At 64.0% G+C, this 23,770-nt stretch carries 23 protein-coding genes; 3 read left to right on the top strand and 20 right to left on the bottom strand.

All coding sequences use genetic code 11. The features are described 5' to 3' along the window. Nucleotides 1–107: 107 nt before the first annotated feature. Entirely contained in the window at nucleotides 108–1,190 is a 1,083-nt protein-coding gene (gene dinB, locus OQZ28_RS10145; protein ID WP_458136018.1) for a DNA polymerase IV, read from the bottom strand. A gap of 393 nt (nucleotides 1,191–1,583) precedes the next feature. On the opposite strand from dinB, the gene OQZ28_RS10140 reads away from it, so the two are divergent. From OQZ28_RS10140 to OQZ28_RS10130, 3 genes are all read left to right on the top strand, one after another. Then, nucleotides 1,584–2,270 carry a YfdX family protein gene (locus OQZ28_RS10140; protein WP_130730698.1) on the top strand — a complete coding sequence of 229 codons (687 nt, stop codon included), beginning with the start codon at nucleotides 1,584–1,586 and terminating at the stop codon, nucleotides 2,268–2,270. A gap of 112 nt (nucleotides 2,271–2,382) precedes the next feature. Further along, nucleotides 2,383–2,982, top strand: a complete 600-nt coding sequence (locus OQZ28_RS10135; RefSeq protein WP_458136078.1) for a hypothetical protein — start codon at nucleotides 2,383–2,385, stop codon at nucleotides 2,980–2,982. 448 nt (nucleotides 2,983–3,430) lie between these two features. Next, the gene (locus OQZ28_RS10130) at nucleotides 3,431–3,685 is read left to right on the top strand and encodes a hypothetical protein (protein WP_130730700.1); all 255 of its coding nucleotides are present in this window, start codon (nucleotides 3,431–3,433) and stop codon (nucleotides 3,683–3,685) included. A 76-nt stretch (nucleotides 3,686–3,761) separates the two neighbouring features. On the opposite strand, the gene OQZ28_RS10125 is transcribed toward OQZ28_RS10130, so the two are convergent. The 19 genes from OQZ28_RS10125 to secA all read right to left on the bottom strand — a co-directional run bounded on the left by OQZ28_RS10125 (nucleotide 3,762) and on the right by secA (nucleotide 23,725). Next, nucleotides 3,762–4,205 (bottom strand): hypothetical protein, encoded by a 444-nt coding sequence (locus tag OQZ28_RS10125; protein WP_242621721.1) that lies wholly within the window; start codon nucleotides 4,203–4,205, stop codon nucleotides 3,762–3,764. Between the two features lie 296 nt (nucleotides 4,206–4,501). Continuing rightward, nucleotides 4,502–5,230: a response regulator transcription factor gene (locus OQZ28_RS10120; protein WP_458136017.1), complete on the bottom strand. Its 729-nt coding sequence runs from the start codon at nucleotides 5,228–5,230 to the stop codon at nucleotides 4,502–4,504. Nucleotides 5,231–5,376: 146 nt separating this feature from the next. Next, nucleotides 5,377–6,171 carry a bifunctional hydroxymethylpyrimidine kinase/phosphomethylpyrimidine kinase gene (thiD, locus tag OQZ28_RS10115; RefSeq protein WP_130730701.1) on the bottom strand — a complete coding sequence of 265 codons (795 nt, stop codon included), beginning with the start codon at nucleotides 6,169–6,171 and terminating at the stop codon, nucleotides 5,377–5,379. A gap of 3 nt (nucleotides 6,172–6,174) precedes the next feature. Further along, nucleotides 6,175–7,533, bottom strand: a complete 1,359-nt coding sequence (gene glmM / locus OQZ28_RS10110; protein ID WP_458136016.1) for a phosphoglucosamine mutase — start codon at nucleotides 7,531–7,533, stop codon at nucleotides 6,175–6,177. A gap of 51 nt (nucleotides 7,534–7,584) precedes the next feature. Beyond that, complete coding sequence (gene folP / locus OQZ28_RS10105) at nucleotides 7,585–8,634, bottom strand: dihydropteroate synthase (protein ID WP_458136015.1); 1,050 nt, start codon at nucleotides 8,632–8,634, stop codon at nucleotides 7,585–7,587. A 246-nt stretch (nucleotides 8,635–8,880) separates the two neighbouring features. Further along, entirely contained in the window at nucleotides 8,881–10,821 is a 1,941-nt protein-coding gene (gene ftsH, locus OQZ28_RS10100; RefSeq protein ID WP_130730704.1) for an ATP-dependent zinc metalloprotease FtsH, read from the bottom strand. Between the two features lie 132 nt (nucleotides 10,822–10,953). Beyond that, entirely contained in the window at nucleotides 10,954–12,231 is a 1,278-nt protein-coding gene (gene tilS / locus OQZ28_RS10095; protein WP_458136014.1) for a tRNA lysidine(34) synthetase TilS, read from the bottom strand. Between the two features lie 23 nt (nucleotides 12,232–12,254). Beyond that, nucleotides 12,255–13,016: a hypothetical protein gene (locus OQZ28_RS10090; RefSeq protein WP_458136013.1), complete on the bottom strand. Its 762-nt coding sequence runs from the start codon at nucleotides 13,014–13,016 to the stop codon at nucleotides 12,255–12,257. A 113-nt stretch (nucleotides 13,017–13,129) separates the two neighbouring features. Continuing rightward, the gene (pal, locus tag OQZ28_RS10085) at nucleotides 13,130–13,603 is read right to left on the bottom strand and encodes a peptidoglycan-associated lipoprotein Pal (RefSeq protein ID WP_130730707.1); all 474 of its coding nucleotides are present in this window, start codon (nucleotides 13,601–13,603) and stop codon (nucleotides 13,130–13,132) included. Between the two features lie 248 nt (nucleotides 13,604–13,851). Then, entirely contained in the window at nucleotides 13,852–15,219 is a 1,368-nt protein-coding gene (tolB, locus tag OQZ28_RS10080) for a Tol-Pal system beta propeller repeat protein TolB (RefSeq protein ID WP_130730708.1), read from the bottom strand. A 30-nt stretch (nucleotides 15,220–15,249) separates the two neighbouring features. Further along, on the bottom strand, nucleotides 15,250–16,242 hold the full coding sequence (locus OQZ28_RS10075) for an energy transducer TonB (protein ID WP_130730709.1): 993 nt from the start codon (nucleotides 16,240–16,242) through the stop codon (nucleotides 15,250–15,252). Nucleotides 16,243–16,272: 30 nt separating this feature from the next. Continuing rightward, entirely contained in the window at nucleotides 16,273–16,704 is a 432-nt protein-coding gene (gene tolR, locus OQZ28_RS10070; RefSeq protein WP_078524994.1) for a protein TolR, read from the bottom strand. 1 nt (nucleotide 16,705) lies between these two features. Beyond that, nucleotides 16,706–17,371: a protein TolQ gene (gene tolQ / locus OQZ28_RS10065; RefSeq protein WP_130730755.1), complete on the bottom strand. Its 666-nt coding sequence runs from the start codon at nucleotides 17,369–17,371 to the stop codon at nucleotides 16,706–16,708. Nucleotides 17,372–17,572: 201 nt separating this feature from the next. Further along, on the bottom strand, nucleotides 17,573–17,992 hold the full coding sequence (locus tag OQZ28_RS10060; protein WP_130730710.1) for a YbgC/FadM family acyl-CoA thioesterase: 420 nt from the start codon (nucleotides 17,990–17,992) through the stop codon (nucleotides 17,573–17,575). Then, nucleotides 17,979–19,040, bottom strand: a complete 1,062-nt coding sequence (gene ruvB / locus OQZ28_RS10055; RefSeq protein WP_458136012.1) for a Holliday junction branch migration DNA helicase RuvB — start codon at nucleotides 19,038–19,040, stop codon at nucleotides 17,979–17,981. The genes OQZ28_RS10060 and ruvB overlap by 14 nt, the downstream gene beginning before the upstream one ends. Further along, a complete protein-coding gene (gene ruvA / locus OQZ28_RS10050; protein ID WP_130730712.1) occupies nucleotides 19,037–19,657 on the bottom strand; it encodes a Holliday junction branch migration protein RuvA in 621 nt (206 codons plus the stop codon). Before ruvA ends, ruvB begins: the two co-directional genes overlap by 4 nt. Then, nucleotides 19,654–20,160 (bottom strand): crossover junction endodeoxyribonuclease RuvC, encoded by a 507-nt coding sequence (ruvC, locus tag OQZ28_RS10045; protein ID WP_110569030.1) that lies wholly within the window; start codon nucleotides 20,158–20,160, stop codon nucleotides 19,654–19,656. The genes ruvA and ruvC overlap by 4 nt, the downstream gene beginning before the upstream one ends. An 8-nt stretch (nucleotides 20,161–20,168) precedes the next feature. Next, on the bottom strand, nucleotides 20,169–20,918 hold the full coding sequence (locus OQZ28_RS10040) for a YebC/PmpR family DNA-binding transcriptional regulator (protein ID WP_130730713.1): 750 nt from the start codon (nucleotides 20,916–20,918) through the stop codon (nucleotides 20,169–20,171). Between the two features lie 65 nt (nucleotides 20,919–20,983). Further along, the gene (secA, locus tag OQZ28_RS10035; RefSeq protein WP_458136011.1) at nucleotides 20,984–23,725 is read right to left on the bottom strand and encodes a preprotein translocase subunit SecA; all 2,742 of its coding nucleotides are present in this window, start codon (nucleotides 23,723–23,725) and stop codon (nucleotides 20,984–20,986) included. Nucleotides 23,726–23,770: the final 45 nt, after the last annotated feature.

The following is a 23,770-nucleotide window of genomic DNA, read 5'->3' as shown; positions in this document are numbered from 1 at the left end:
TCTGCCTACAATCGATAAAGAGTTTTTGGTGAAGCTTTTTTCAAAAAGCTTCGAAAGATGCCGCCTTTTTGAAAAAAAGCGACACCCGAAACCCTTCCATTCATTCATCAGCCAAACAGCGCAAGCTGCCGCGCGGGTGGAACAGCGCCCGGCACGCGCAGGCCCGATACGGTCACGCCGAGCAGCCTTATGCCCCGTGGCGGCGGAAAACACGGGGCCAGCAGCGCCAGCGCCCGCCGGGCCAGATCGGCCCCATCCATGACAGGCTCCGGCGCCGTGCGCCCGCGCACGATCTGGCGAAAGTCATTGTATTTCACCTTCAATGTCACGGTCACGCCCGTCAGGCCACGCGCCACGCAACGCCCCCATACCCGCTCCGACAGGGCCAGCATGTGGTCACGCGCGGCGGCCCAATCGTGAATATCGGCATCGAAAGTCTGCTCGCCGCCAATGGAGCGACGCGGGCGGTTGACCTCCACGGGGCGGTCATCAAGCCCACGGGCAATGCCGTAATAGAAATCTGCCGCCTTGCCAAAATGCCGCAGCAGGCGTGAAAGCGGCTGCGCGCGCAGGTCCAGCCCCGTGCGGATGCCAAGGGCGTGCATCCGCGCCGCCGTGGCCGGGCCAATGCCATGAAACTGCCCGACCGGCAGGCTCGCCACAAAATCCGGCCCCATGCGCGGTGTAATGACAAACTGACCATCGGGCTTGCGATAATCGGAGGCCAGCTTGGCCAGGAATTTATTGTAGGACACGCCAGCCGAGGCGGTCAGTGACGTCTCATCGCGGATCCGGGCGCGGATGGCCGTGGCGATTGCCGTGGCGGAGGGATAATCCAGCAGGGGCCGGGTTACATCCAGATACGCCTCATCAAGCGAAAGCGGCTGGATGATGGGGGTAAAACAGGCAAAAATGGCGTGAATTTGGGCGGAAACCGCGCGATAGACATCAAAACGCGGCGGCACGAACACAAGGTCCGGACATTTGCGCTGCGCCACAACCGAAGGCATGGCCGAGCGCACCCCGAACCGGCGGGCCTCATAACTTGCGGCAGCGACAACGCCCCGGCGGCCCGCGCCGCCTACGGCCAGTGGCCTGCCCCGCAGGGCCGGATCATCACGCTGCTCGACCGAGGCATAAAAGGCATCCATGTCAACATGGATGATACGCCTGTGCCCCGCCCCGCTCACGGCCCGGACCGCACCAGGGCCATGCCCGCAGGGGACATGACCGGCACGGCGTGACTGCGCGAGATCAGTCGTTGCACTTCTTTTTCTTAAGGAAAAACGCGATAACGCCGACAATCGCACCGAAAACCAGGATGCCCTTGAGGCAGGGAGACTTGGAAGGGCACTTGGTTGCACATTCAGACATGATTCATTCCTTGATAAACAGCGCCACCCCAGACGGGAGCAGCATGGCCCATACTAGCGCATGCATGCGCCGTGACCAGTGGGGTTTTGGCACGCAGGCGCCCGGGCGGGCCTGACATGCGGCAGCAGGGCAGCCGCATTGCGTTGCCACATCTTTTGTTACAGATGGCGTCGGGCAATGATACCGCTACCAAGACCGGAGAATGAACCATGAAGAAATATGCATTCCTGCCCGCAGCCCTGCTCATGCTGGGCACGGCAGTCGGCGCGGCGCATGCCACCCCCTCGGCCGGGCGTGCGGTCAATCGTGATTTCGCCAAGCTGTCGGCTGATGGCAGCCGCGCGTTTGATGATATCGAGATGGCCCGCACGGCGCTTGCCAACAACGACACCGCTGGTGCCGTCAAGCTGCTGACCGATGCCAACAACGCCCTGACCCGCGCCAAGAGCGACAACAAGGTGTTCATGAAGGCCGAAGCCCAGCTGACACCCCCCAGGAAAGCCCCGGCTGGCGCGCCCGCACCCAAGGCCGCCCCCTCCACCCAGCCCGTGGCCTGGCTGCCGGTTGATGGCCAGTACATCGTGACCGAGGACCTTGTGCCCTCCTCCCCCCAGGGCACGGCGGTGGCTTCGGCCAATACCAGCCTGAACAAGGGCAAGCCCGCGCAGGCCGCTCAGAACCTGCAGGTTGCCGCGGTGGATGTTGACTTCGTGCTGGCCATCGCACCGCTTGATGCCAGCGCCAGCGATGTCTATCGCGCCTCCAACCTGCTGGCGGGTGCAACACCCAACACCAAGGATGCGGACGCCGCCCTGCTCGACGCCCAGAACAGCATCCGCTTCGTATCTGAAGACATGGTCGGCACGCCTTCGGGCAAGAAAGCCGCCGGGAACTGAGTTCCGGTTGTTTCCGGTCGGTACCATGCCGCACATAAGGACAGCCCGCCCCCCATCGCCCCCGGCGCAGGGGGGCGGGCTGCCCATACGGCGGGGCATCTGGCTGCTGGTCATGACCGGACTCTGCCTTGCCCTGGGCGCACACCCGGCCCGGGCGGGCGGGCAGATCGAACTTTGCCTGGCCCGGCACCCTGTTGAAAACAGCTTTGTGCAGAATGCCGCGGCCCATGGCCAGGTTCATGTGCCCGCAGGCACCGCGCTCAATTACGCGGGCCATGCCTTCGGCCCCGCATCGGACCCGCTCGACCGCGCCCACGCGGCCCCCGATGGCGATGGCTGGCGCAACATCCCGCCTGCGGAGGAATCGCGCCGCCGCGACCTGCAGATGGAAGATATTGGCGGGGACAGCCGCTACCACCGCCCGCAGGCGGCCCTCATGACGACAGCAGCCGTAACCCTGTCACCTACGCACCCCTGCGCGCAGGTGGGGGCGACAGCACTCCTGTCCGATGACTGGACATGGACAATGGATACCATACCCGCCCGCCCCGACATGTATTTTCAGGCCTATGGCACGGTACGGGGCGACCAGCTTGACCCGACCTTCAATAACGATGCCGATCCCTTTCAATGGACAGCGGCACATGGCGCGCTGAATGCAATTGTTACACAAACAGTTGACCAGTCGCTGACCCTCCGCTCCCCAGACTAAAAGATGTTATTTCCAGTTATATACTGCACCCATTAGGATCACGGGCATGATAAAGGCGGATTTAATGGGCAGTCCGTTCCGTAAAGCGCCCAGACTGACAAGAAATTTTTATTATTGTTATAATAAATAATTTCAAGATAAATGGAATACATTATCAAACTTATATATTTGCATTTATTATGTTCCTGATTATTTCAATGCAGGTGAAACAGGACCATAAATTACATTTTACATTGCAGGGCATGAAAAATTAAATTCTTTACTGAAAAACATATTGGCCTGGAACAGATGCCCTCATAAATAGTCTGTCTGCCGCCGCATCGGGTCAATACCCACCGGCCAGAGCATAGCACGGGAATATGGAAAGCGGCATGTGGGGATGGATGTGCCACCGTGTAAGATGCATGCTAGAGGTTATTTTAACAGCTCAGCCAGCCGATGAAAAACAATGGAGAACGGGATGGCCCTCTACCAGTCCGCACAGTTTATAGATACGTGGACCGATCCTGAATTCGACAAGCTTCATCCGCCCCGCACCGTCGCCCCCCATTCCGGTATTTACCGTTGTGCCGGCTGCGGCGTGGAAATAGCCGCAAGCGAGGGGCAGCTCCTGCCTGCCATCCATGCCCACCCCCACCGGCTCGGCACGCGCGAAGCCTGGCAGATGGTGGTCTATGCGGACCACCGCCCCAAATTTACCTGAAACGCCGCCTTTTTAAAAAAAGGCGGCGCCCGCAAACTTCTATTACTTTATCAATGCGGTGCCTGCAGACAGCGCCTTACCACCATCCGCCGCCCCATGGGCCGCCCCAGCCGCCACCACCCCAGCCCCACATGCCCCAGTTCCAGGAGGCATCTTCGTACATATCCGCCGTCATCTGCTGCTGATCAGCCAGATTCTGGGCCTGCACATAGGACATGTAGCGCCCATAGGCAGCCTGGTTGCCCACATACAGGCAGCTGCACACCTTGGGGTCGGAATAGATGTAGAGCATGTGGTCTCCAAACGATTTCTGGAGGAACCGGTTGGGGGGAAGTTTCTGCAGCATCAGCTGCCGTTCCGGGTTGTTGGCGGGGCGCGCCACGAAACCGGCTGCGGCAAGGCTGTTTTCCTTATCCACGATCTGGTCATGCACGCTTTCACACGCGGTCAGCCCGGTGGATATGGCAAGCAGCAACGCGCCACCTGCGTAAAGATGCCTCAGCGCTTTCTTGTTTCCCATCGACGTGCCGCCTGTTTCCATCCTGTTAATCAGCGCATCCTGTCCCATCAACGAGCCGGAATAAAGATGCGCGGAAAAAAACATATGAATTATTTCAGCCGAGTTTGATTTATCTCATGTTCGGGATCGGCACGACAATGCGATAACCATCAGGCGATGGGGGCATCGCATATCGAATCATCACTTTAAAACTTTGGCAGGCTCACCTTGCGGGGTGAGCCTGCCATTTTTCTTTGCACGGTCATTTCAACGACAGCGGGCTGGTTCCGGTTGCACGCCCCCAGGCCCCATAGGCATCACGCCACTGTTACCTGAGGCATCGGATGACCAAACGGTGCCGGGGCCAGGGTCGGTGTCTCGTCGCGCAGTACATAGCCCTGCCCCCACACGGTGGCAATAAGCTGCCCCGCGCCCGCAACCTGCAATTTCTTGCGCAGCTTGCAGATAAACACATCGATGATCTTCATTTCCGGCTCATCCATCCCGCCATACAGATGGTTGAGAAAGGCATCCTTGGTCAGGACCATACCCTTGCGCAGCAGGAGCAGCTCCAGGATCATGTATTCCTTGCCGGTCAGATGCACGCAGTGCCCCTGCACGCTCACCGTACGGCTATCGAGGCACAGCTCAAGCGGCCCCGCGCGCAGGGTCGGCTCGCTATACCCCTTGGAACGGCGGATTACCGCCTGCATCCGCGCTGTCAGTTCCATCGATTCGTAGGGGCGGGTCACGTAATCATCCGCCCCGGTGGAGAAGGCCCTCACCTTGGTGGCCGCCTCGCGCTCCTCTGACAGGACCAGCACGGGCGTGGGCACCCTTGCTGCCCGGCTGACCCGAATGACCTCGAACCCATCGAGATCTTTCAGCCGGATCTCCATGACTGCAAGGTCATAATTATAGGATTTTAACATTCCCAGTCCATCATGCCCTGTATCAACATGATCTACTGTAAATCCGGCTTTTTCCATATGCCGGGTGGTCTCTTCGGCTTTCCGGGCATTGGGTTCTATAAGCAAAATCCGCATATCGACCATCCAGTAGATATTTTGACTACGTCTACCTATAAGTGCGCCTCATGCATTAAACAACCTAAAGTTGTCTATATATTACCATTCTTCCATAGAAATAATAAATATAATGACATTTATTTTATTAATGAATTATTAATGCGCTATCCTATACCGCCCGCACCATGGTTCAGCGGGCCGGCCCCCGCGCCATAGCCAGGCGCGGCCGCAATGGCGCGCAGCACGTAGGCCCGCGCCCGGGTCACGGCATCCGGCAGGTTCATGCCCTGCCCCAGCCCGGTGGCAATGGCGCTGGCCAGGGTGCAGCCGGTACCATGCGTATGCCGGGTGTGAATGCGCCGGCTTACGAATTCCTGTACCGTGCCATCGGCCTGCACCAGCACGTCGAGCAGTTCATCACCTTCCATGTGCCCACCCTTGAGCAGCACGGCACCCGGCCCGAGTGCCAGCAGGGCACGGGCCGCGGGCACCATGTCCGCGCGCCCCGCAATGCCGTGGCCGAGCAGGGCCTCGGCTTCAGGAATGTTGGGGGTCAGCACGGTGGCCAGCGGCAGTAGCCGCGCCTTCAGCGTGGCCAGCGCACGCTCCTGCAACAGCGCAGCTCCCCCCTTCGCCACCATGACCGGGTCGAGCACGTAGGGAATATCGGTCGTGGTGAGCAGCACATCGGCAATCGCCTCGATCACCTCCGGCCGGTCCAGCATGCCACTCTTGAAGGCATCAACCCCCAGATCATCCATCACGCAGCGCATCTGGGCCACGATAAAGGCCGGGGAAACCGGCATGACCGCCTGCACGCCAAGCGTATTCTGCGCGGTCAGGGCTGTAATCGCGGTCATGGCGAAGCCGCCCAGCACGGTCACGGTCTTGATATCGGCCTGGATACCGGCCCCGCCCCCGCTATCGCTGCCCGCCATGATGAGGATGCGCCCATGCATGGCTCAGCCCGCCATCTGGATGGCGGTGATCGCCTCGCACATGTCATCGACGACGGCATTGACCAGCGCCTCGTCCTCCGCTTCCGCCATGACGCGCACCAGCGGTTCGGTGCCACTTTCACGCAGCACGAGTCGCCCGCGCGTACCCAGCCGCTTTTCCGCCGCCTTGCGCGCATCCTGCACCTGCGGGTCATGCAGCGGACTGCGACCGGCAAAGCGCACGTTGCGCAACAGTTGCGGATAGGGCTTGAACATGCGGCATACCTCGCTTGCGGGGCGACCGGACTCCACCACTTCGGCCAGCACCTGCAGGGCGGCCACCAGCCCGTCGCCCGTGGTGGCGAAATCGGACAGGACCATGTGCCCCGACTGCTCGCCGCCGATATTGGCGCCAAGCTCGCGCATCTTCTCCACCACGTAGCGGTCGCCCACCGCCGTGCGCACCAGTTCCAGCCCCTGTGTCTCGAGATAGCGCTCAAGCCCCATGTTGGACATGACGGTGGCCACGATATGCCGCCCCGACAGTCGCCCCTGCCGCGCCCATGAGTGCGAGATCAACGCAAGGATCTGGTCGCCATCGATCAGCCGGCCCTTCTCGTCGGAGATCAGCACGCGGTCGGCATCCCCATCAAGGGCTATGCCGATATCGGCCCGGTGGCGCTGCACCGCGGCGCACAGGGCTTCGGGCCGGGTGGAGCCGCAGCCTTCATTGATGTTGATGCCATCGGGGTCGCAGCCAATGCGCACCACTTCGGCGCCCAGCTCCCACAACGCCGTGGGCGCCACGCGATAGGCAGCGCCATTGGCGCAGTCGATCACGATACGCAGCCCGTCAAGCCGCAGGCGGCGGGGGAAGGAGGACTTGGCACTTTCAACGTACCGGCCCGCCGCATCATTGAGGCGCGAGGCCCGGCCGATCTGGTCGGGGGCGGCGAGCATGTGGGTCAGGTCCTCGCCCATGGCCGCCTCGATGCCCGCTTCCGTCTCATCGGAGAGCTTGAACCCGTCGGGGCCGAACAGCTTGATGCCATTATCGCCATACGGATTGTGCGAGGCCGAGATCATGACACCCAGATCGGCGCGCAGGGAGCGGGTGAGCATGGCAATGGCCGGGGTGGGCATCGGCCCCACCAGCGTCACGTCCATCCCGGCTGAAAGAAAGCCCGACACCAGCGCGCATTCGATCATGTAGCCCGACAGGCGCGTATCCTTGCCCAGCAGCACGCTGTGGCGGTGCGTGCCCTGTATGAAGCGCAGGCCCGCGGCCTGGCCCAGCTTCTGCGCCACTTCCACCGTCATGGGAAAGCGGTTGGCCATGCCCCGAATTCCATCAGTGCCGAACAGCTTTCTTGTTTTTACCATGACTGGAGATCTCCGGATACGTTCTGGTCGGACACCGACCTACCTTACCTGTTACTGCCGATCCAGCCCCTGCTGCACCCGCATGGCCTGGATCATGGCTGTTGCATTGTGAACCCGAAGCACCACGCCGGGAAAGACCATTCCGGGCAGGCTGGCCGCAATCGTGCCCGGATCACGCGCTGCCGCGTCGGGTTCGTGGGCCAGTTCGCCAATCATGCGCTTGCGCGACGTGCCCAGCACCACCCGGCACCCCAGATTGGCCAGCAGGGTCAGGCGGGCCAGCAGGGTCAGGTTGCCATCCAGCGTCTTGGCAAAGCCGATGCCGGGGTCAACCAGTATGCGCGTGCGTTCAATGCCCGCCGCCACAGCCTCCTCCACCCGCTGGCCGAGTTCACGCACCACATCCACCGCCACGTCGCTGTAAGTCGTGTGCGCGCGCATCGTTTCAGGCGTGCCACGCATGTGCATGAGCATGACGGGGCAGCCATGCCGCGCCACGACCGCACGCGCTGCGGGGTCATGCGTCAGCGCCGAGACATCGTTGATGAGCGTGGCCCCGGCCGCCAGCGCCTGAGCCATGACCGCTGCGTGCCGCGTATCAATCGAGAGATGCAGCCCATCAAGCGCGGAACAGGCCCGCACCGCGCGGATGACCGGGCCGACCCGCCCCCATTCGGCCTCGGCAGACATGGCGGGCGCGCCGGGGCGGGTGCTCTCGCCACCAATATCCACCACCCGGCACCCGGCGGCATGCAGCGCCTTTATGCGTGCGAGCGCCGTCTCCACGCGGTCATGCTGGCCGCCATCACTGAAACTATCCGGGGTCACGTTGATGATGCCCATGACCTGCGGGCCCGGCGGCAGCCCCGCATCGGGCGCAGGCGCACTGACGCGCCGGGCCGCTTCCTCCCACGCGGGCGGAAGGGCCGTAACCGGCAGGATCGTCTCCTTGCGCCCCTGCCCGACCAGGCGGGCGAGCGCATAGGCCTGCGGGCCACCCGCAAACCAGTGCGCAACACCCAGCGCCACCGCCTGCCGGGCCGCCTTGCCATGCAGCAGGGCCAGTGGCTCAATCAGCGGCTGGCTGGAAACATCACCCATGAAATACCGACCCGATCATGAAAATATTATAGCACCCGGAAATTTTTATTATCTGTTTTTCATGCGTCCATCATGCCCTGCCCGCTGGCGCAGGGCTGGATACAAACATGGCGGAACAGCCTGAAGCTGCCCCGCCATGTTTATATTGGGAAACTGTTTAAAAACCCGCCAGCTTAAAAAGAATGCCGCCTTTTTGTAAAAAAAGGCGGCACCCGGGAACTTTTACCGTTTTCTCTCAAGGTATCCCTAGCCAGCCGGGGCAGCACCCACCCCACCGCCACCTTCTGGCGTAGGCAGCGGCGCCACGGGGGCGGACGGGGCTGAAGGCGGCACGGACGGGCGGCGGTTCTCCGGCATCGGATCATCCACCACCACGCGCTCGATCTTCTCGCCCCGCAGCACCTGGCGGATTTCCTCACCGGTCAGGGTTTCATATTCCAGCAGGGCCGCGCCAAGACGGTGAAGCTGGTCGATATGCTCAAGCAGCAGGCTGCGGGCGCGCTCATAGGCGGCATCGATCAGCTTGCGCACCTCGTTATCGATCTCGCGCGCCGTTTCCTCCGACACGTTCTTGTTCTGGGTTACGCTATGGCCAAGGAACACTTCCTGCCCGTTGCCGCCATAGGCCACCATGCCCAGCTTTTCGCTCATGCCCCATTCAGTCACCATGCGGCGGGCCACGTCGGTCGCCATCTTGATGTCGCCCGAGGCACCGGTCGAGACATTGTCCGCCCCGAAAATGATTTCCTCCGCCGCGCGACCACCCATGGCCAGCGTGAGCTTGCCGATGCACCACGAGCGGCTTTCGGAGTAGCGGTCCTTCTCCGGCAGGCTCATCACCATGCCCAAAGCCCGGCCACGGGGAATGATGGTGGCCTTGTGCACCGGGTCGGACCCCGGCGTGAGAATGCCCACCAGAGCATGCCCGCCTTCGTGGTAGGCGGTCATCTTCTTCTCATCCTCGCTCATGACAAGGGAGCGGCGCTCGGCGCCCATCATCACCTTGTCCTTGGCGTTCTCGAACTCGAGCATCGCCACCGTGCGCTTGCCCAGGCGGGCGGCCATCAGCGCTGCCTCATTGACCAGGTTGGCCAGGTCCGCACCCGAGAAGCCGGGCGTGCCACGGGCAATGACCTTGGGGTCCACATCGGAGGCCAGCGGCACCTTGCGCATGTGCACGCGCAGGATCTTCTCGCGGCCCGCCACATCGGGGTTGGGCACCACCACCTGGCGGTCGAAACGGCCGGGGCGCAGCAACGCGGGGTCGAGCACGTCGGGGCGGTTGGTCGCAGCAATCAGGATCACGCCCTCATTGCTGTCAAAGCCATCCATCTCGACCAGCATCTGGTTGAGTGTCTGCTCACGCTCGTCATTGCCGCCGCCAAGGCCCGCGCCACGATGGCGGCCGACAGCGTCGATCTCGTCAATGAAGATGATGCAGGGTGCGGCCTTCTTGCCCTGCTCGAACATGTCACGCACGCGCGATGCGCCCACACCCACGAACATCTCGACAAAGTCGGAACCCGAGATGGTGAAGAACGGCACGTTCGCCTCACCCGCGATGGCGCGGGCGAGGAGCGTCTTGCCGGTGCCCGGCGGGCCCACGAGCAGCACGCCCTTGGGGATCTTGCCGCCAAGGCGGGTAAACTTCTGCGGGTCGCGCAGGAAGTCGACGATTTCCTGCAGCTCGCCCTTGGCTTCATCAATGCCGGCCACATCATCAAACGTCACGCGGCCCTGCTTTTCGGTCAGCATGCGGGCGCGTGACTTGCCAAAGCCCATGGCCCGGCCACCACCAGACTGCATCTGGCGCATGATGAAGATCCACGCCCCCACCATGAGCAGAAGCGGCGCATAGTTGATGAGGTAGCGCAGGATGGGGTTGGTATCCGCCTCGAGCGGCTTGGCCACGACTTCCACGCCCTTTTCCGTCAGGCGGGAAATCAGGGTGGGATCCTGCGGGGTATAGGTATCGAACGACGTGCCATCCGTCAGCGTGCCGGTGATGTTGTGCTCCTGCACCACGACAGAGCGAACATGCCCGCTGTTCACGTCTCCGATGAAATCGGAATACGCCAACTGCTGCGATGCATGCTGCGTGCTTCCCGGCTGGAAGACATTAAACAGCAACAGCAGCAGGACGATGATGATAACCCACAGGAGCAAGTTCCGGCCGAAATTGTTCATCTTGTCCACTGTTCCATCCGCTGGCCCCCTCGCCCCTGCCCCACAGCGGGCAGGCGAACGGATGCCACGTTCACTACGTCCTAACATACATAGGACGATCAGGGGATATTCACACCCCCACCCGCCAACCTTTTATGCCCGCCCGCCCGGGTGGTAGTGCCCGGAGCCGCCAAATACGGCGCAGTCGAGCACGGGATGGGGGGGCTGGTTCATGAAAACCGCATGGGCAGCAAAAGGTTCCCGCGCGCGCAGGCCCATATGGGGCACGGCCTTGACCTGCCCATCATGCCATAGCGCGGGCAGCGTGCGCAACAATCGCGCAGGCCAGCAGGAGCGCCGCCCACCCTGCGGCCACCACGCCGCCACCGGCCCCGCGCCCCCCACGCGCCAGCCCGGCGGCAGGGCGGGCGTGCGCAGGATGAAACGCCGGTCCCATATGGCCCCGGGTGCGGCTTCCATGGAGGGCGCGAGGCCTGCTTCCTCACGGGCCACGAGCCATTGCCCATCACGCCACGGCATGAGAGCCACCCCGGCCAGGGTTGCCGCCCGGGGCCGGGCCACAAGCGCTGCCACCGCCTCGCGCGCCGGGGCATAATCCCGCCCCCCCACCACGCGCATCAGGGCTGATAGCAGCCGTGGCGGCGCAAGATCAGGGGGCAGCACCACCCAGCCACCGGAGTGAAAGCGGGCATGGGCGGCCAGCCAGCGTGCATCCTGCATATCGCGCGCCTTGCGGGCCTGCCCGGCCTGCCCGGCATCGGCCAGAAGCGTGCCTGTCAGGGCAGAATCCGCTGCCAGCGCATGACGCGCCCGGGCGCGGGCGGTGCGCAGGTCGGAATTGGAGGGATCTTCCACCCAGTCCACCCCCGCCGCCCGCACCGTGGCGTAAAGGGCCTCCTTGCCTACACCCAGCAGCGGGCGGACAAGGCGCACATCCGCCATGTCCGTCGCCACCGCCATGGCAGCCAGCCCGTCATGCCCGCTTGCCGCCTGCTGGCGCATGAGCACGGTTTCCGCCTGGTCGCCCGCATGGTGGGCCACCAGCAGGTCAAGCGCGCCAAGGTCGCGGCAGGCAGCAAACAGGGCCTGGTAGCGCATGCGCCGGGCGCGTTCGGCCATGCGGGGGCCACGCGCCAGCCCTTCAAGCACCAGCAGCCGCGCCGGCATGCCAAGCTGGGCAAGGCGCGCCACCGTCTGCTCGGCCTCAACCCGCGACTCGGCACGCAACCCATGGTCTACCACCAGCCCCGTCACATCAGGCCGCCACCCCCGCGCCAGAATGGCCAGCGCCATGCTGTCCGCCCCGCCCGATACCGCAACACAGACAGGCGCGCCCGGCCCCGGCCACGGGCCCAGTGCAGCCATACGGGCAGCAAAACGGGCCGGGCTGACTGGCTGTGAAAGCTGCATGCGCCCTATGCCCCCGCAGGCGATCAGCTACATTTGGCGCGCTTGCGGTAGACCAGCTCGGCGGATTTGATGCGCGGCGCAGGCGTAGGGAATTCACTCGAAAGCTTGTCCAGCGCCTGGCAGGCGGATGCCTTGTCGTTCAGTGCCATCAGTGTTGCGGCAACACCCAGCAGGGCGCTCGGCGCGCGCTGGCCATGCGGTGCGCGGTTATAGGTATCGTAATAGGCAAGGGCGGACTGACGATACTGCTTCTGCCCCGCCAGGGACTGAGCCATCAGGTACTGCGCATCAATCTGTCTGGGGGATTTGGGGCCGGAGAGCACCTGCTGCGCATCAGCCTGCGCCGTGGCGTAATCATGCTGCAACAGCGCATCATTGCCCGCCTTGAGCACATCATCGAGGCTGCGCTTGGCCGTGGCGGGGGCTGGGACTGAGGCTGGGGCTGCGGGCGTCACGCCACCTGCCGCGGCCACCGGAGCCGCCCCCCCCGCCGCAGCATGGCCGCGCTGCTGCATGGCGAAATTCATGTCATCGATCTGCTTGCTCATGGCGGCATTCTGCTGCTGCACCTGATTGGTCAGCTGATCGATCTGGCCGCGCATCTCGCGCGTCTGTTCCTCGAGCGTATTGACCCGGTCAAGCAGTTGCAGGGTCAGGTTGCCGCTGTCATTCGCGTGCGCGCTACCCAGACAGGCCAGCGATACGCCACCTGCCAGCATGCCAGCCCGCCCCCACCGTGAAAGCCGGCCAGGAACCGAAAGGAAACACGACATAACAGAACGCATGGACCATACCCTTCAAGCAACACGACGCACGTCTATCTAAAACAAAACCGGCCGGGCGATAAGCGCCCGGCCGGTTCCATACTGCCACATTCCGTAGAAGTGCTGGCAGAAACTTACTGCACCGCCGTGATGGCGTTACGGTTCTGGGCCCAGGAAGCCTCATCATCGCCAACGGCGGTGGGGCGGTCCTTGCCATAGGAGATGGTGGTGATGCGCGAAGCATCGACACCCTTGGCCACCAGGTAGTCATGCGCCGCATTGGCACGACGCTCGCCCAGCGCGATGTTGTATTCCTCGGTGCCGCGGTCATCGCAGTTACCGGCAATCTGCACATGCACCTGCGGGTACTTGGCCAGCCATGCGGCCTGCTTGTCGAGCGTTGCCTTCGCATCGCTGGACAGCGTGTTCTGGTTCAGCGCGAACAGCACGCGGTCACCTGCAGTCGCGACCAGATCGGCCTCGCTGCCGGGAACAGGGCCAACCTGCTGCTGCGTTGCAGCGCCGGTGTTCGCGTTCTTGTTCGCGTGGTCAGAACAGGCCGCGAGGAAGAGAGCCAGACCGGCCGCACCAAAAAGCTTCAGTTTCATTACTTTGGATCCTGGATCGGTTTCTTGTTTCGAAACCATTTGTTGAATTTCCGGATTTAAATATAGAACGGTCCCGAGTCTCGTTGCGCCCTGCCAAACAAATTGTAAAACAGAAACTCGCGATCGCTGGAAACCGCCACAAGCATAGCTGTCAAATCCGGTTTCAGTCAACGCGGAACAAACACATACCCGCCATTTGCCAAATGAGTGGGTTCAGGCGGCGTGTTTGCCCAACGCATTGAAAACAATTACTTATTCAGGCCAGACCATGCCGGGTCAGAGGCGCTGCCCGCAGGCAGGGCACGTTCATGGAAGCCGGTGATGTCAATTGTGCTGATACCTGTTGCAAATCCGGCACCATTCGCCCCGGCCGAACTCTGGCGGCAGAACGCCAGCACCCGCCCATTGGGGCAGAAAGTCGGGCTTTCCACCGTAAAGCCCTGGGTCAGGATTCGCTCGCCCGTGCCATCGGGCGCCATCACGCCAAGCGAGAAGCTGCCATTGGCAATGCGCGAGAATGCGATCAGGTCCCCGCGCGGCGACCACACGGGCGAGCCATAGCGCCCGTGCCCATAGGAGATCCGCTTCGCCTCGCCGCCCGATGCACTCATGATATAGAGCTGCTGCGAGCCGCCACGGTCGGAGTTGAACACGATCTGCGACCCGTCGGGGCTGTAGGACGGACTGGTGTCGATCGCCCCGGAAGAGGTGATCTGCCGGCGCGCCATGGTGGCAAGGTCGACCACGAAGATGTCAGACCCGCTGCCGCGCGTGACCGACAGGATGACCGACTGCCCGTTGGGCGCAAAGCGCGGCGCAAATGAAATACCCGTAAAGTCACCCAGCAGGCGCTGCTGCCCGGTATTGAGGTTGAACAGGTAAACACGCGGCCTGTAGTTGGCATATGACATGAATGCCAGCTCACTATTGGCCGGGTTGAAGCGCGGCGTGAGCGTCAGCCACTGCCCGTTGGTCAGGTAGCGGCTGTCCGCTCCGTCCTGATCCATGATGGCGAGCCGCGTGACCTGGCGCGCGCGCGGGCCGGAACGGGCAATATAGGCGATGCGGGAATTGAAATAGCCCTGCTCGCCCAGCAGGCGGCTGTAGATCACATCGGCAATCACATGCGCGATGCGGCGCCAGTCCTGGCTGGCGGCGGTATAGGCCGTGCCCTGCAACTGTTTGCCGGTCAGCACATCCCACAGGCGGAACTCGACGCGCAGGCTGCTGCCCTGCTCGACCACCTTGCCGGTCATGACCGCGCGCGCGCCCATTGACTTGTAGGTGGCGAACGGGGGCGTGCCCTGCGGCATGCTGGCGCTGATGGGGCGAAACAGGCCGCAATTGCCCAGGTCGGCCGAGATCACATCCGTGATCTGCTGGGCCACGCCACTGCCAAGCGCGGGCAGGACGATGGGAATGGGGGCGGTCCGCGCCTGATCGACCGTAATCTCGGCAGCCCCCGCATCCTGTGCGTGGGCGGCACCCGCGGCGAACAGCGGCGTGGCCATGAGCCCGCCCGCAACACCCGCGCCCATGAAACCACGCCGGCTGAAGGCCGATGCCAGCCGTGCGGCATCATCATCCGGGATCAATGGCTTTACGCTTGACATCATTTTCCTCTCCTCGCCTTCGTCCGCTTTGTATCAGGGACGGAATACGAATTTCAGTTGCCGGGTCTGGCCCAGCAGGTTCTGCGGAATGGGCAGCTTGGCACAGGTCGGGCTGAGCACTGCATCACGCGCGCGTTCGGCCAGCGCGCGGTACGACGGATCAGCCGCCATCTGCGCCTGTGTCTGCGGCGCGAACTCCACAAGCCGCGCCGTGCCGGTGCCATCCACGGTCACGACCAGATGCGCCACGAACTGGGCATAATTACGGGCCGCCGTATCTTCCGAGTAGCAGCGCCGCACGGAATTGCCGATCGCCTTCTGCTCGGTGGCGGTCATGGAACTCGTTATGTCGCCATCAGGCGTGCCACCGCCATCAGGCGCACCACCCTGCTGCGGGTTGGGCCGGGCCTTGGGCGGGTGGGTCTGCTTCTGGTCCGCGCGGAAGGCATCAAGCGTTGCCAGCAGCGAGTGCGTATCGGGCACATGCTTCTTGGCCTCGTTGGGCTGCGTGGTGCGCGAGGGCTCCTGCACCTTGGGCGCTGCCGTGGGGTCCGGCTGGGCCGAGGGCGGCACGGGTGCATGCGCCTGCGCAGGGGCTGCCTTGGGCGGCGTGGGCGGCAGCTTGACCGCATCGGGCGAGGGCGTCTGCTCGCGCGGTGGGGTTGGCGCGTCCGGCACGGGTTTCGACACCTGCTGCGGCGGCGGCATGGGCGGCGGTGGTGGCGGGGGGGGCGCTGCCTCCTCGTTGGGTTCCTTTTCAGGCGGCGTGGGCGAAGGCGGCGCCTCCTGCTTTACCGGCGCGGGCGCAGGCGCGGGCTTGGGGGCCGGCCTGTCGCCCTTGTGGGGTGTTGACGTGCCTGTATCGGCTGCGAATTCCATCTCGATGGTTGGCGGGGGCGGCGGCTCCCTGGGCACCGGCACGGGCAGCTTGAGCAGCACGGCCACCAGCAGGGCAAAATGCAGCCCGCCCGAAACCAGGATGGAACGCCGCATGAGGATGCGTTCGGAACGACGCGGTGGGACCACGATCAGACGGCTCCTGGCATCAGATTCTGTTTAGTGACCGGGTGGCTGCTGGGCCAGCAGGGCCACATGCGTAAAGCCGCCCGCGGTGATCTGCCCCATGATCTGCATGACACGGCCATAATCGATATGCTGGTCGCCGCGCACGAAAATACGGTGCTCGCTGTCATTTTGCGCGGCCGCCCTGAGCTGGTCCACCAGCTGGTCCTGCGATACGGGTTCATCACCCAGGTACAGGTCGCCATTGGAGCGGATCGACACCGTGATGGGCTTGGTGTCGGTATTGACCGGGGCCGCATCCGTCTTGGGCAGGTCCACGTTCACGCCGCTGGTCATCATGGGGGCTGTCACCATGAAGATGATGAGCAGCACCAGCATCACGTCCACCAGGGGCGTGACGTTGATCTCGGCCATGGGGCGCCGCTTGCGCCGCCGCCCCCGCAGGTCGCCCAGGCTTGCCCCCATGTTACGCGCCCCTTTCTTCCGACTGGCGCGACAGGATGGCGGCGAACTCGGTGCCGAACGCATCCAGCCGATCCTCGAACACGCCCATGCTGTTGCTGACCACGTTATAGGCGATCACGGCGGGAATGGCCGTGACCAGGCCGATGGCGGTGGCAAACAGCGCCTCGGAAATGCCCGGCGCCACAACCGAAAGGTTGGTGTTGTGCATGGCCGCGATCGAGCCGAATGCATGCATGATGCCCCACACCGTGCCGAACAGGCCGATGAAGGGCGCCACCGGCCCGATGGTGGCGAGGAAGATGATCCAGCGGTTCAGCCGGTCCATCTCGCGCGTAATCGTGATGGCCATGGCCCGGTTGACGCGGTCCTGCACGCCGCCATGCACCAGATCGATGCCCGAGATGCGCGAGGAACGCCGCCATTCGCCCATGGCCGCGCCAAAGACGGCGGCCATCGGGTGCACGGGCTTGGCGCCATCGGATTCGTACAGATCCTCAAGGCTGCCACCGGCCCAGAAGCGCTCCTCGAAATCGTTGGCCTGCCGGTTGACCCGACGAATGGTGGTGAATTTATCAAAAATGATGGCCCAGACAATGATGCTGCTGGTCACCAGCCCGATCATGACGAGCTTGACCACAATCGAGGCGTGCATGAACAGCGCCCACATTGAAAGATCACCCGCTGCAGCACCCAGATTCGCTGCATTAACCGCTTGGTCCAAATACGCCTCCTGCCCACCTTGGCCGTTCGCTCAAACACGAAGATTGCCCGTTTGGCAAGCTACGGCCAACCTGCTTTCCGCACAGCCCTGCATCGTGGTCAACCCATGACACAAAAAGAACACACGCCGTGCATGGCTCAGTGGCACTCAGCCGACCAGCCCGCGCAACAGATCACGCCATAACGGCGGAAATCGGGCCGCGCGCCCATCGGCTGCCCGCACGCAGGCCAGCCGCACATCCAGCGTGCCACAATCAAGTTTTTCAGCCGTCCCCGCCCGATGGAAGGTCTGGAGCAGCCTGCAGCTCGCAGCTCCCAGCTCGGTCAGGCGAGTCGTCACGCGCACGATGTCATCGAGCCGCAGGGGGGCACGGTAGTCCATGGCGGCATGGCGCACCACGAAGGCCAGCCCGAAATCGTCCAGCAGGTCGGCGGCAGAGTGCCCCTGCGCGCGGATGGCCTCGGTGCGGGCGCGCTCGCCAAAGGCGAGGTAGCGGGCGTGATAGACCACGCCGCCCGCATCCGTATCCTCGTAATAGATGCGAAAATCGATACTATGCTGAACCATCAGTCCCTTCTCCGAGCAGGTCGCCCTGGCCGGGCACGCGGGCGGGGGGTTGCAGGCCCAGATGCCGCCAGCCCCGCTCGCCCAGCATGCGGCCACGACTGGTGCGTAGCACGAGCCCCTCCTGAATGAGGTAGGGCTCGATCACGTCTTCGAGCGTGTCACGTGCCTCGGCCAGGGCGGCGGCCAGTGTCTCGACCCCCACCGGGCCGCCATGATGGTATTCGGCAATGCGGCGCAGGTAACGCCGGTCCATGCCATCCAGCCCCATCGAATCGACCTCGAGGCGGGAGAGCGCCGCATCGGCCAGCGCGCGGTCAACCGGCCCCCTGCCCGCCCGCGCCACGGCGGCGAAGTCGCGTACCCGGCGCAGCAGGCGGCCCGCGATGCGCGGCGTACCGCGCGAGCGACGGGCGATTTCCCCCGCCCCTTCCGGTGTCAGGTCGAATTCCAGCTTGCGCGCCCCGCGCACCACAATCTGGCACAGCTCCTCGGGCGTGTAGAACACCAGCCGCAGCGGAATGCCGAAGCGGTCGCGCAGCGGCGTTGCCAGCAGGCCCGCCCGCGTGGTGGCGGCGACCAGCGTGAATGGCGAGAGGTCGATACGCACCGAGCGCGCGGCCGGCCCCTCGCCTATGATCAGGTCAAGCTGGAAATCCTCCATTGCCGGGTACAGCACTTCCTCGATGGAGGGATGCAGGCGGTGGATTTCATCAATGAACAGCACGTCTCTCGGCTGGAGGTTGGTCAGGATGGCGGCCAGGTCGCCCGCGCGCTGGATGACCGGCCCCGACGTGGCCCTGAAGCCCACGCCCAGTTCCCGCGCCACGATCTGCGCCAGCGTGGTCTTGCCCAGACCGGGAGGGCCGTGCAGCAGCACATGGTCCAGCGCATCGCCACGCTGGCGGGCGGCGGCGATGAAGATGGCCAGGTTCTCGCGGCTGGCCTTCTGCCCGGTGAAGTCATCAAGCGTCTGCGGCCGCAGGCTGCCTTCGCCCGTGTCTTCCTCCGCCCGGCGGGCGTCGATCTCGCGCTCGGGGTGCTCACTCATCGGGCCAGTTCCTTCAGCGCGTCACGGATCACGACATCGAGGTTCACATCCCCCTCAAAGCGGTCGATCACGCGCTCGACCACAGGCTGCGCCTCCGCGCGCCTGAAGCCAAGGCCCGACAGCGCCAGCACGGCATCCGCCGCAATGCTGCGCGGCGTGGGCAGCGTAATGCTCACGCCCGGCACGCCCCCGCCCGCCGGTGCGCCCGTGGGCATGCCCTCACATTTGTCACGCAGTTCGGTCACGATGCGCTGGGCCAGTCGCGCGCCCACGCCACCCGCGCGGGTGAGCATGGCCTTGTCGCCCCCGCCTATGGCCATCATCAGCTCGGCAGGCGGCAGCACCGACAGGATGGCCAGCGCCACCTTGGCGCCCACGCCCTGCACCGTGGTGAGCAGGCGGAACCATGAGCGCTCCGATGCCTCGGCAAAACCGTAGAGCAGGATGGCGTCCTCGCGCACCACGGTCTCGACCAGCACGAGGGCGAGTTCCGGCGGCTGCGGCAGGGCGGCGAGCGTGCGGCTCGAGGCCTGCACAAGATAACCCACGCCGCTGACATCAATCACGCAGCGATCGGCCTCGACCTGTGCCAGCAGGCCGCGCAGCTGCGCGATCATGCCATCCTCGTGGCATTGGCAATGTGGGCGGCAGAGGCGCGATGATGCGCGTGGCAGATGGCCACCGCCAGCGCATCCGCCGCATCAGCACGCTTGAGCAGGGCGGTGGGCAGAATACGGCGGACCATCATGCTGACCTGCTCCTTGGTGGCGGCCCCCGTGCCCACAACCGCGCGCTTGACCGTCTTGGCGCCGTATTCGGCTACGGGAATGTCGAGCAGCATGGGCACCAGCAGCCCCACGCCACGGGCATAGCCCAGCTTGAGCGTGGCAGCGCCATTGCGGTTGACGTAGGTTTCCTCCACCGCCGCTTCATCGGGGGCGAAGTTGCGGGCCAGCTCCAGCAACGCATCATGCAGGTGCCGCAGCCGCTCGGGCACGGACAGCGCCGAATCGGTCGCGATCACGCCATCGGCCACATGGCTCAGCCGGTTGCCCTGCGCCGTGATCACCCCCCAACCCGTAAAGCGCAGGCCGGGGTCGATGCCCAGGATGCGGACCACAGCCCGGGTCAGGCCGAGAGCTTTTCGGCCACGTCGTCCGGCACGTCGAAATTGGCGTAAACGGCCTGCACGTCGTCATGGTCTTCAAGCGTATCGATCAGCTTGAACACGCTGCGCGCCTTGTCCTCATCGAGTTCGACGGTGTTCGACGGCCGCCAGTCCAGCTTGGCGGAGGCAGGCTCGCCAAAGCGGGTTTCCAGCGCATCACGCACGGCAAAGAAGGATTCGACCGGGCAGGTCACTTCATGCATGCCGTCCACGGTCTCGACATTCTCGGCCCCGGCTTCAAGCCCCGCCTCGATCAGGTCATCCTCGCTCGCGGCATCGAGCGGATAACTGATCACGCCCAGACGGGTGAACATGAAGGAGACCGAATTCGTCTCGCCCAGCGAGCCGCCATGCTTGGAAAACGCGGCCCGCACGTCGGATGCCGTGCGGTTGCGGTTGTCGGTCAGCCCTTCCACGATCACGGCAACGCCTGCCGGGCCGTAACCCTCGTAGCGGACCTCGGTGTAGTCATCGCCGCCGCCTGCGCCGCTGGCCTTCTTGATCGCACGCTCGACCGTGTCCTTGGGCATGTTGACTTCACGCGCGGCCGAGATGGCTGCACGCAGGCGCGGGTTCATGGCCGGGTCGGGCATACCCTCGCGCGTGGCCACGGTAATTTCACGGATGACCTTGGCAAACTGCTTGGCCCGCTTGGCGTCCTGCGCGCCCTTGCGGTGCATGATGTTCTTGAATTGGGAATGACCTGCCATCGTTCGTCCCTGATCGTGCTGTTCTTGTTACTGTCTTGTGTATCGGCCCGGGTAGGGCTGGCCGTTCAGACCAGCCGCCCGTGGCAATGCTTGTATTTCTTGCCCGACCCGCACGGGCAGGCCGCATTGCGCGAGACCTCGCCCCAGCTTGAGGGGTCATCGGGCATGATGGCCGCGGCCCCGATCGGCCTGCCCATTGCGGGGTCGGGCAGGTTGCCCGCCGCATCGGGCATGAGGCCGGGACCCGGCTCGTTCTCCAGCCCCGGCACTTCGGGGTCGGAATGGATTTCGGCAACGCCTGCGAAGGGGTTGTCGATGGGCGGCGGTGCGATTTCCACCCGCGCCATGGAGGAGGTGACGCGCGCGCGCAGGTGGTCGAGCATGGCGTGGAACAGCTCGAACGCCTCGTGCTTGAACTCGTTGAGCGGATCTTTCTGCCCGTAGGCGCGCAGGCCAATGCCCTGGCGCAGCTGGTCAAGGGCGAGCAGATGCTCCTTCCACACCGCATCGAACGTGGTCAGCAGCACCTGCTTTTCCACAAACCGCATGACGGACGGACCAAAATTGGCGGCCCGGCTGGCCTGCGCCTGGGCGGCCGCCTGCTCGATGCGCTCGGTCACCACCGCGGCATCCACCCCATCTTCCTGTGCCCATTCGGCAATGGGCAGGGTCAGGTTGAGCGCGGTCTGCACATCATGGGCCAGTTCCTCCTTGAGCCACTGCTCGGGGAAGGATTTCTCGGGGATGCGGCGGGCCACGATCTCGTGGATCACGTCCTCGCGCATTTCGGTGATGATGGGCGAAAGGTCTTCCGCCGCCATGTATTCACGGCGCTGGGCGTACACTTCCTTGCGCTGGTCGTTCATCACGTCGTCATATTTGAGCGTGTTCTTGCGCATGTCGAAGTTGCGGGCCTCGACCTTTTTCTGCGCGCGCTCAAGGGCCTTGTTGATCCAGGGGTGAACGATCGCCTCCCCTTCCTTCAGGCCCAGCTTCTGCAGGATGTTGCCCATGCGGTCGGTGCCGAAGATGCGCATGAGGTCATCTTCAAGCGAGATGAAGAAGCGTGAATTGCCCGGATCACCCTGCCGCCCGGCGCGGCCGCGCAGCTGGTTGTCGATGCGGCGGCTTTCATGACGCTCGGTGCCGATCACGTACAGGCCGCCCGCCTTGCGCACGATGTCGTGATCCCGTGCCACGGTCGCGCGCAGGGCCTCTTCCTGCCGGGCACGCTCCTCGGGGTCCTCGATGCCGCCAAGCTTCTGGCTTATCAGCATGTCCACATTGCCGCCGAGCTTGATGTCGGTGCCGCGCCCGGCCATGTTGGTGGCGATGGTGATCGCCCCCGGCGCGCCAGCCTGCGCCACGATCTCGGCCTCAAGCTCATGGAAGCGGGCATTGAGCACGTTGTGCTTGATGCCGTTCTTGCGCAGCAGCGAGGAGAGATGCTCGCTCTTCTCGATCGAGGTGGTGCCGACGAGCACCGGCTGGCCCGAGGTCGCGCTGATTTCCTTGATCAGGGCGGCAACCGCCTCATACTTCTCGCGCGCGGTGAGATAGACCTCGTCATCATCGTCCTTGCGGGCGACGGGCAGGTTGGTGGGGATCTCGATGACGTCGAGCTTGTAGATATCGGCGAATTCATCCGCTTCCGTCATGGCGGTGCCGGTCATGCCCGACAGGCGCGGATACATGCGGAAGTAGTTCTGGAAGGTGATGGAGGCGAGCGTCTGGTTCTCCTGTTGCACCTCCACGTGTTCCTTGGCCTCGAGCGCCTGGTGCAGGCCATCGGAGTAGCGGCGGCCTTCCATCATGCGGCCGGTGAACTCATCGATGATGACCACCTTGCCGCCGCTGACGATGTAATCCACATCGCGCGTGAACAGCGTATGCGCGCGCAGCGACTGCTGCACGTGGTGGATGACCGCCACGTTCTGGCTGTCATACAGCCCGCCCTCATGCAGCACGCCTGCGCCGCGCAGCAGGTCCTCCACCTGCTCGGCACCCTTTTCGGTCAGGATGACGGAGCGGAACTTCTCGTCCTTCTCGTAGGCTTCGGGGTCGGTCACGAGGGCGACCATCACTTCATCGACCGAGCGGTAAAGGCCGGAACTGTCCTCTGCGGGGCCGGAGATGATGAGCGGGGTGCGGGCCTCGTCGATCAGGATCGAATCGACTTCATCGACGATGGCATGGTGGAAGGGCCGCTGAACCATGTCTTCCACGCGGTATTTCATGTTGTCGCGCAGGTAGTCGAAGCCGAATTCGTTGTTGGTGCCGTAGGTGATGTCGGCGCGGTAGGCGGCGCGGCGCTCATCCTCGGGCATGTTGGGCACAACCACGCCCACGCTCAGGCCAAGAAAGCCGTACAGCTTGCCCATCTGCTCGGCATCGCGGCTGGCGAGGTAGTCGTTCACGGTCACGACATGCACGCCCTGCCCCGCAAGCGCGCTGAGATAGACGGCAAGGGTGGCGACAAGGGTCTTGCCCTCGCCGGTGCGCATTTCCGCAATCTTGCCATCATGCAGCACCATACCGCCAATGAGCTGCACATCGAAGTGGCGCATGCCCAGCACGCGCTTTGCCGCCTCGCGGCACACGGCAAAGGCTTCGGGCAGCAGGGCGTCAAGGCTTTCGCCCTTGGCGATGCGGGCGCGGAATTCCGGTGTCTTGGCGGCAAGGGCGGCGTCATCGAGCGCCTGGACCTGCGGCTCGAGCGCGTTGATTGCGGGCACGCGCCGCTGATACGATTTCAGCGCCCGGTCATTGGCGGTTCCGAACAGGGCGCGGGCAATACTGGCGAACATGAAGACCTTCCCGGAATGACATTCCCGCACGCCCGCAACACAAGA

Source organism: Komagataeibacter sp. NFXK3, assembly GCF_054182245.1.
Note: the sequence above shows the minus strand (reverse complement) of the source record. Positions and strands in the feature narration are given on the sequence as shown.

Excerpts from the sequence above, each read along its gene's own strand:
- OQZ28_RS10140 (WP_130730698.1), top strand. The coding sequence starts at position 1,584 with ATGAAGAAATATGCATTCCTGCCCGCAGCCCTGCTCATGCTGGGCACG.
- OQZ28_RS10135 (WP_458136078.1), top strand. The coding sequence starts at position 2,383 with ATGACCGGACTCTGCCTTGCCCTGGGCGCACACCCGGCCCGGGCGGGC.
- OQZ28_RS10130 (WP_130730700.1), top strand. The coding sequence starts at position 3,431 with ATGGAGAACGGGATGGCCCTCTACCAGTCCGCACAGTTTATAGATACG.
- OQZ28_RS10125 (WP_242621721.1), bottom strand. The coding sequence starts at position 4,205 with ATGGGAAACAAGAAAGCGCTGAGGCATCTTTACGCAGGTGGCGCGTTG.
- OQZ28_RS10120 (WP_458136017.1), bottom strand. The coding sequence starts at position 5,230 with ATGCGGATTTTGCTTATAGAACCCAATGCCCGGAAAGCCGAAGAGACC.
- thiD (WP_130730701.1), bottom strand. The coding sequence starts at position 6,171 with ATGCATGGGCGCATCCTCATCATGGCGGGCAGCGATAGCGGGGGCGGG.
- glmM (WP_458136016.1), bottom strand. The coding sequence starts at position 7,533 with ATGGTAAAAACAAGAAAGCTGTTCGGCACTGATGGAATTCGGGGCATG.
- folP (WP_458136015.1), bottom strand. The coding sequence starts at position 8,634 with ATGGGTGATGTTTCCAGCCAGCCGCTGATTGAGCCACTGGCCCTGCTG.
- ftsH (WP_130730704.1), bottom strand. The coding sequence starts at position 10,821 with ATGAACAATTTCGGCCGGAACTTGCTCCTGTGGGTTATCATCATCGTC.
- tilS (WP_458136014.1), bottom strand. The coding sequence starts at position 12,231 with ATGCAGCTTTCACAGCCAGTCAGCCCGGCCCGTTTTGCTGCCCGTATG.
- OQZ28_RS10090 (WP_458136013.1), bottom strand. The coding sequence starts at position 13,016 with ATGCGTTCTGTTATGTCGTGTTTCCTTTCGGTTCCTGGCCGGCTTTCA.
- pal (WP_130730707.1), bottom strand. The coding sequence starts at position 13,603 with ATGAAACTGAAGCTTTTTGGTGCGGCCGGTCTGGCTCTCTTCCTCGCG.
- tolB (WP_130730708.1), bottom strand. The coding sequence starts at position 15,219 with ATGATGTCAAGCGTAAAGCCATTGATCCCGGATGATGATGCCGCACGG.
- tolR (WP_078524994.1), bottom strand. The coding sequence starts at position 16,704 with ATGGGGGCAAGCCTGGGCGACCTGCGGGGGCGGCGGCGCAAGCGGCGC.
- tolQ (WP_130730755.1), bottom strand. The coding sequence starts at position 17,371 with ATGTGGGCGCTGTTCATGCACGCCTCGATTGTGGTCAAGCTCGTCATG.
- OQZ28_RS10060 (WP_130730710.1), bottom strand. The coding sequence starts at position 17,992 with ATGGTTCAGCATAGTATCGATTTTCGCATCTATTACGAGGATACGGAT.
- ruvB (WP_458136012.1), bottom strand. The coding sequence starts at position 19,040 with ATGAGTGAGCACCCCGAGCGCGAGATCGACGCCCGCCGGGCGGAGGAA.
- ruvA (WP_130730712.1), bottom strand. The coding sequence starts at position 19,657 with ATGATCGCGCAGCTGCGCGGCCTGCTGGCACAGGTCGAGGCCGATCGC.
- OQZ28_RS10040 (WP_130730713.1), bottom strand. The coding sequence starts at position 20,918 with ATGGCAGGTCATTCCCAATTCAAGAACATCATGCACCGCAAGGGCGCG.
- secA (WP_458136011.1), bottom strand. The coding sequence starts at position 23,725 with ATGTTCGCCAGTATTGCCCGCGCCCTGTTCGGAACCGCCAATGACCGG.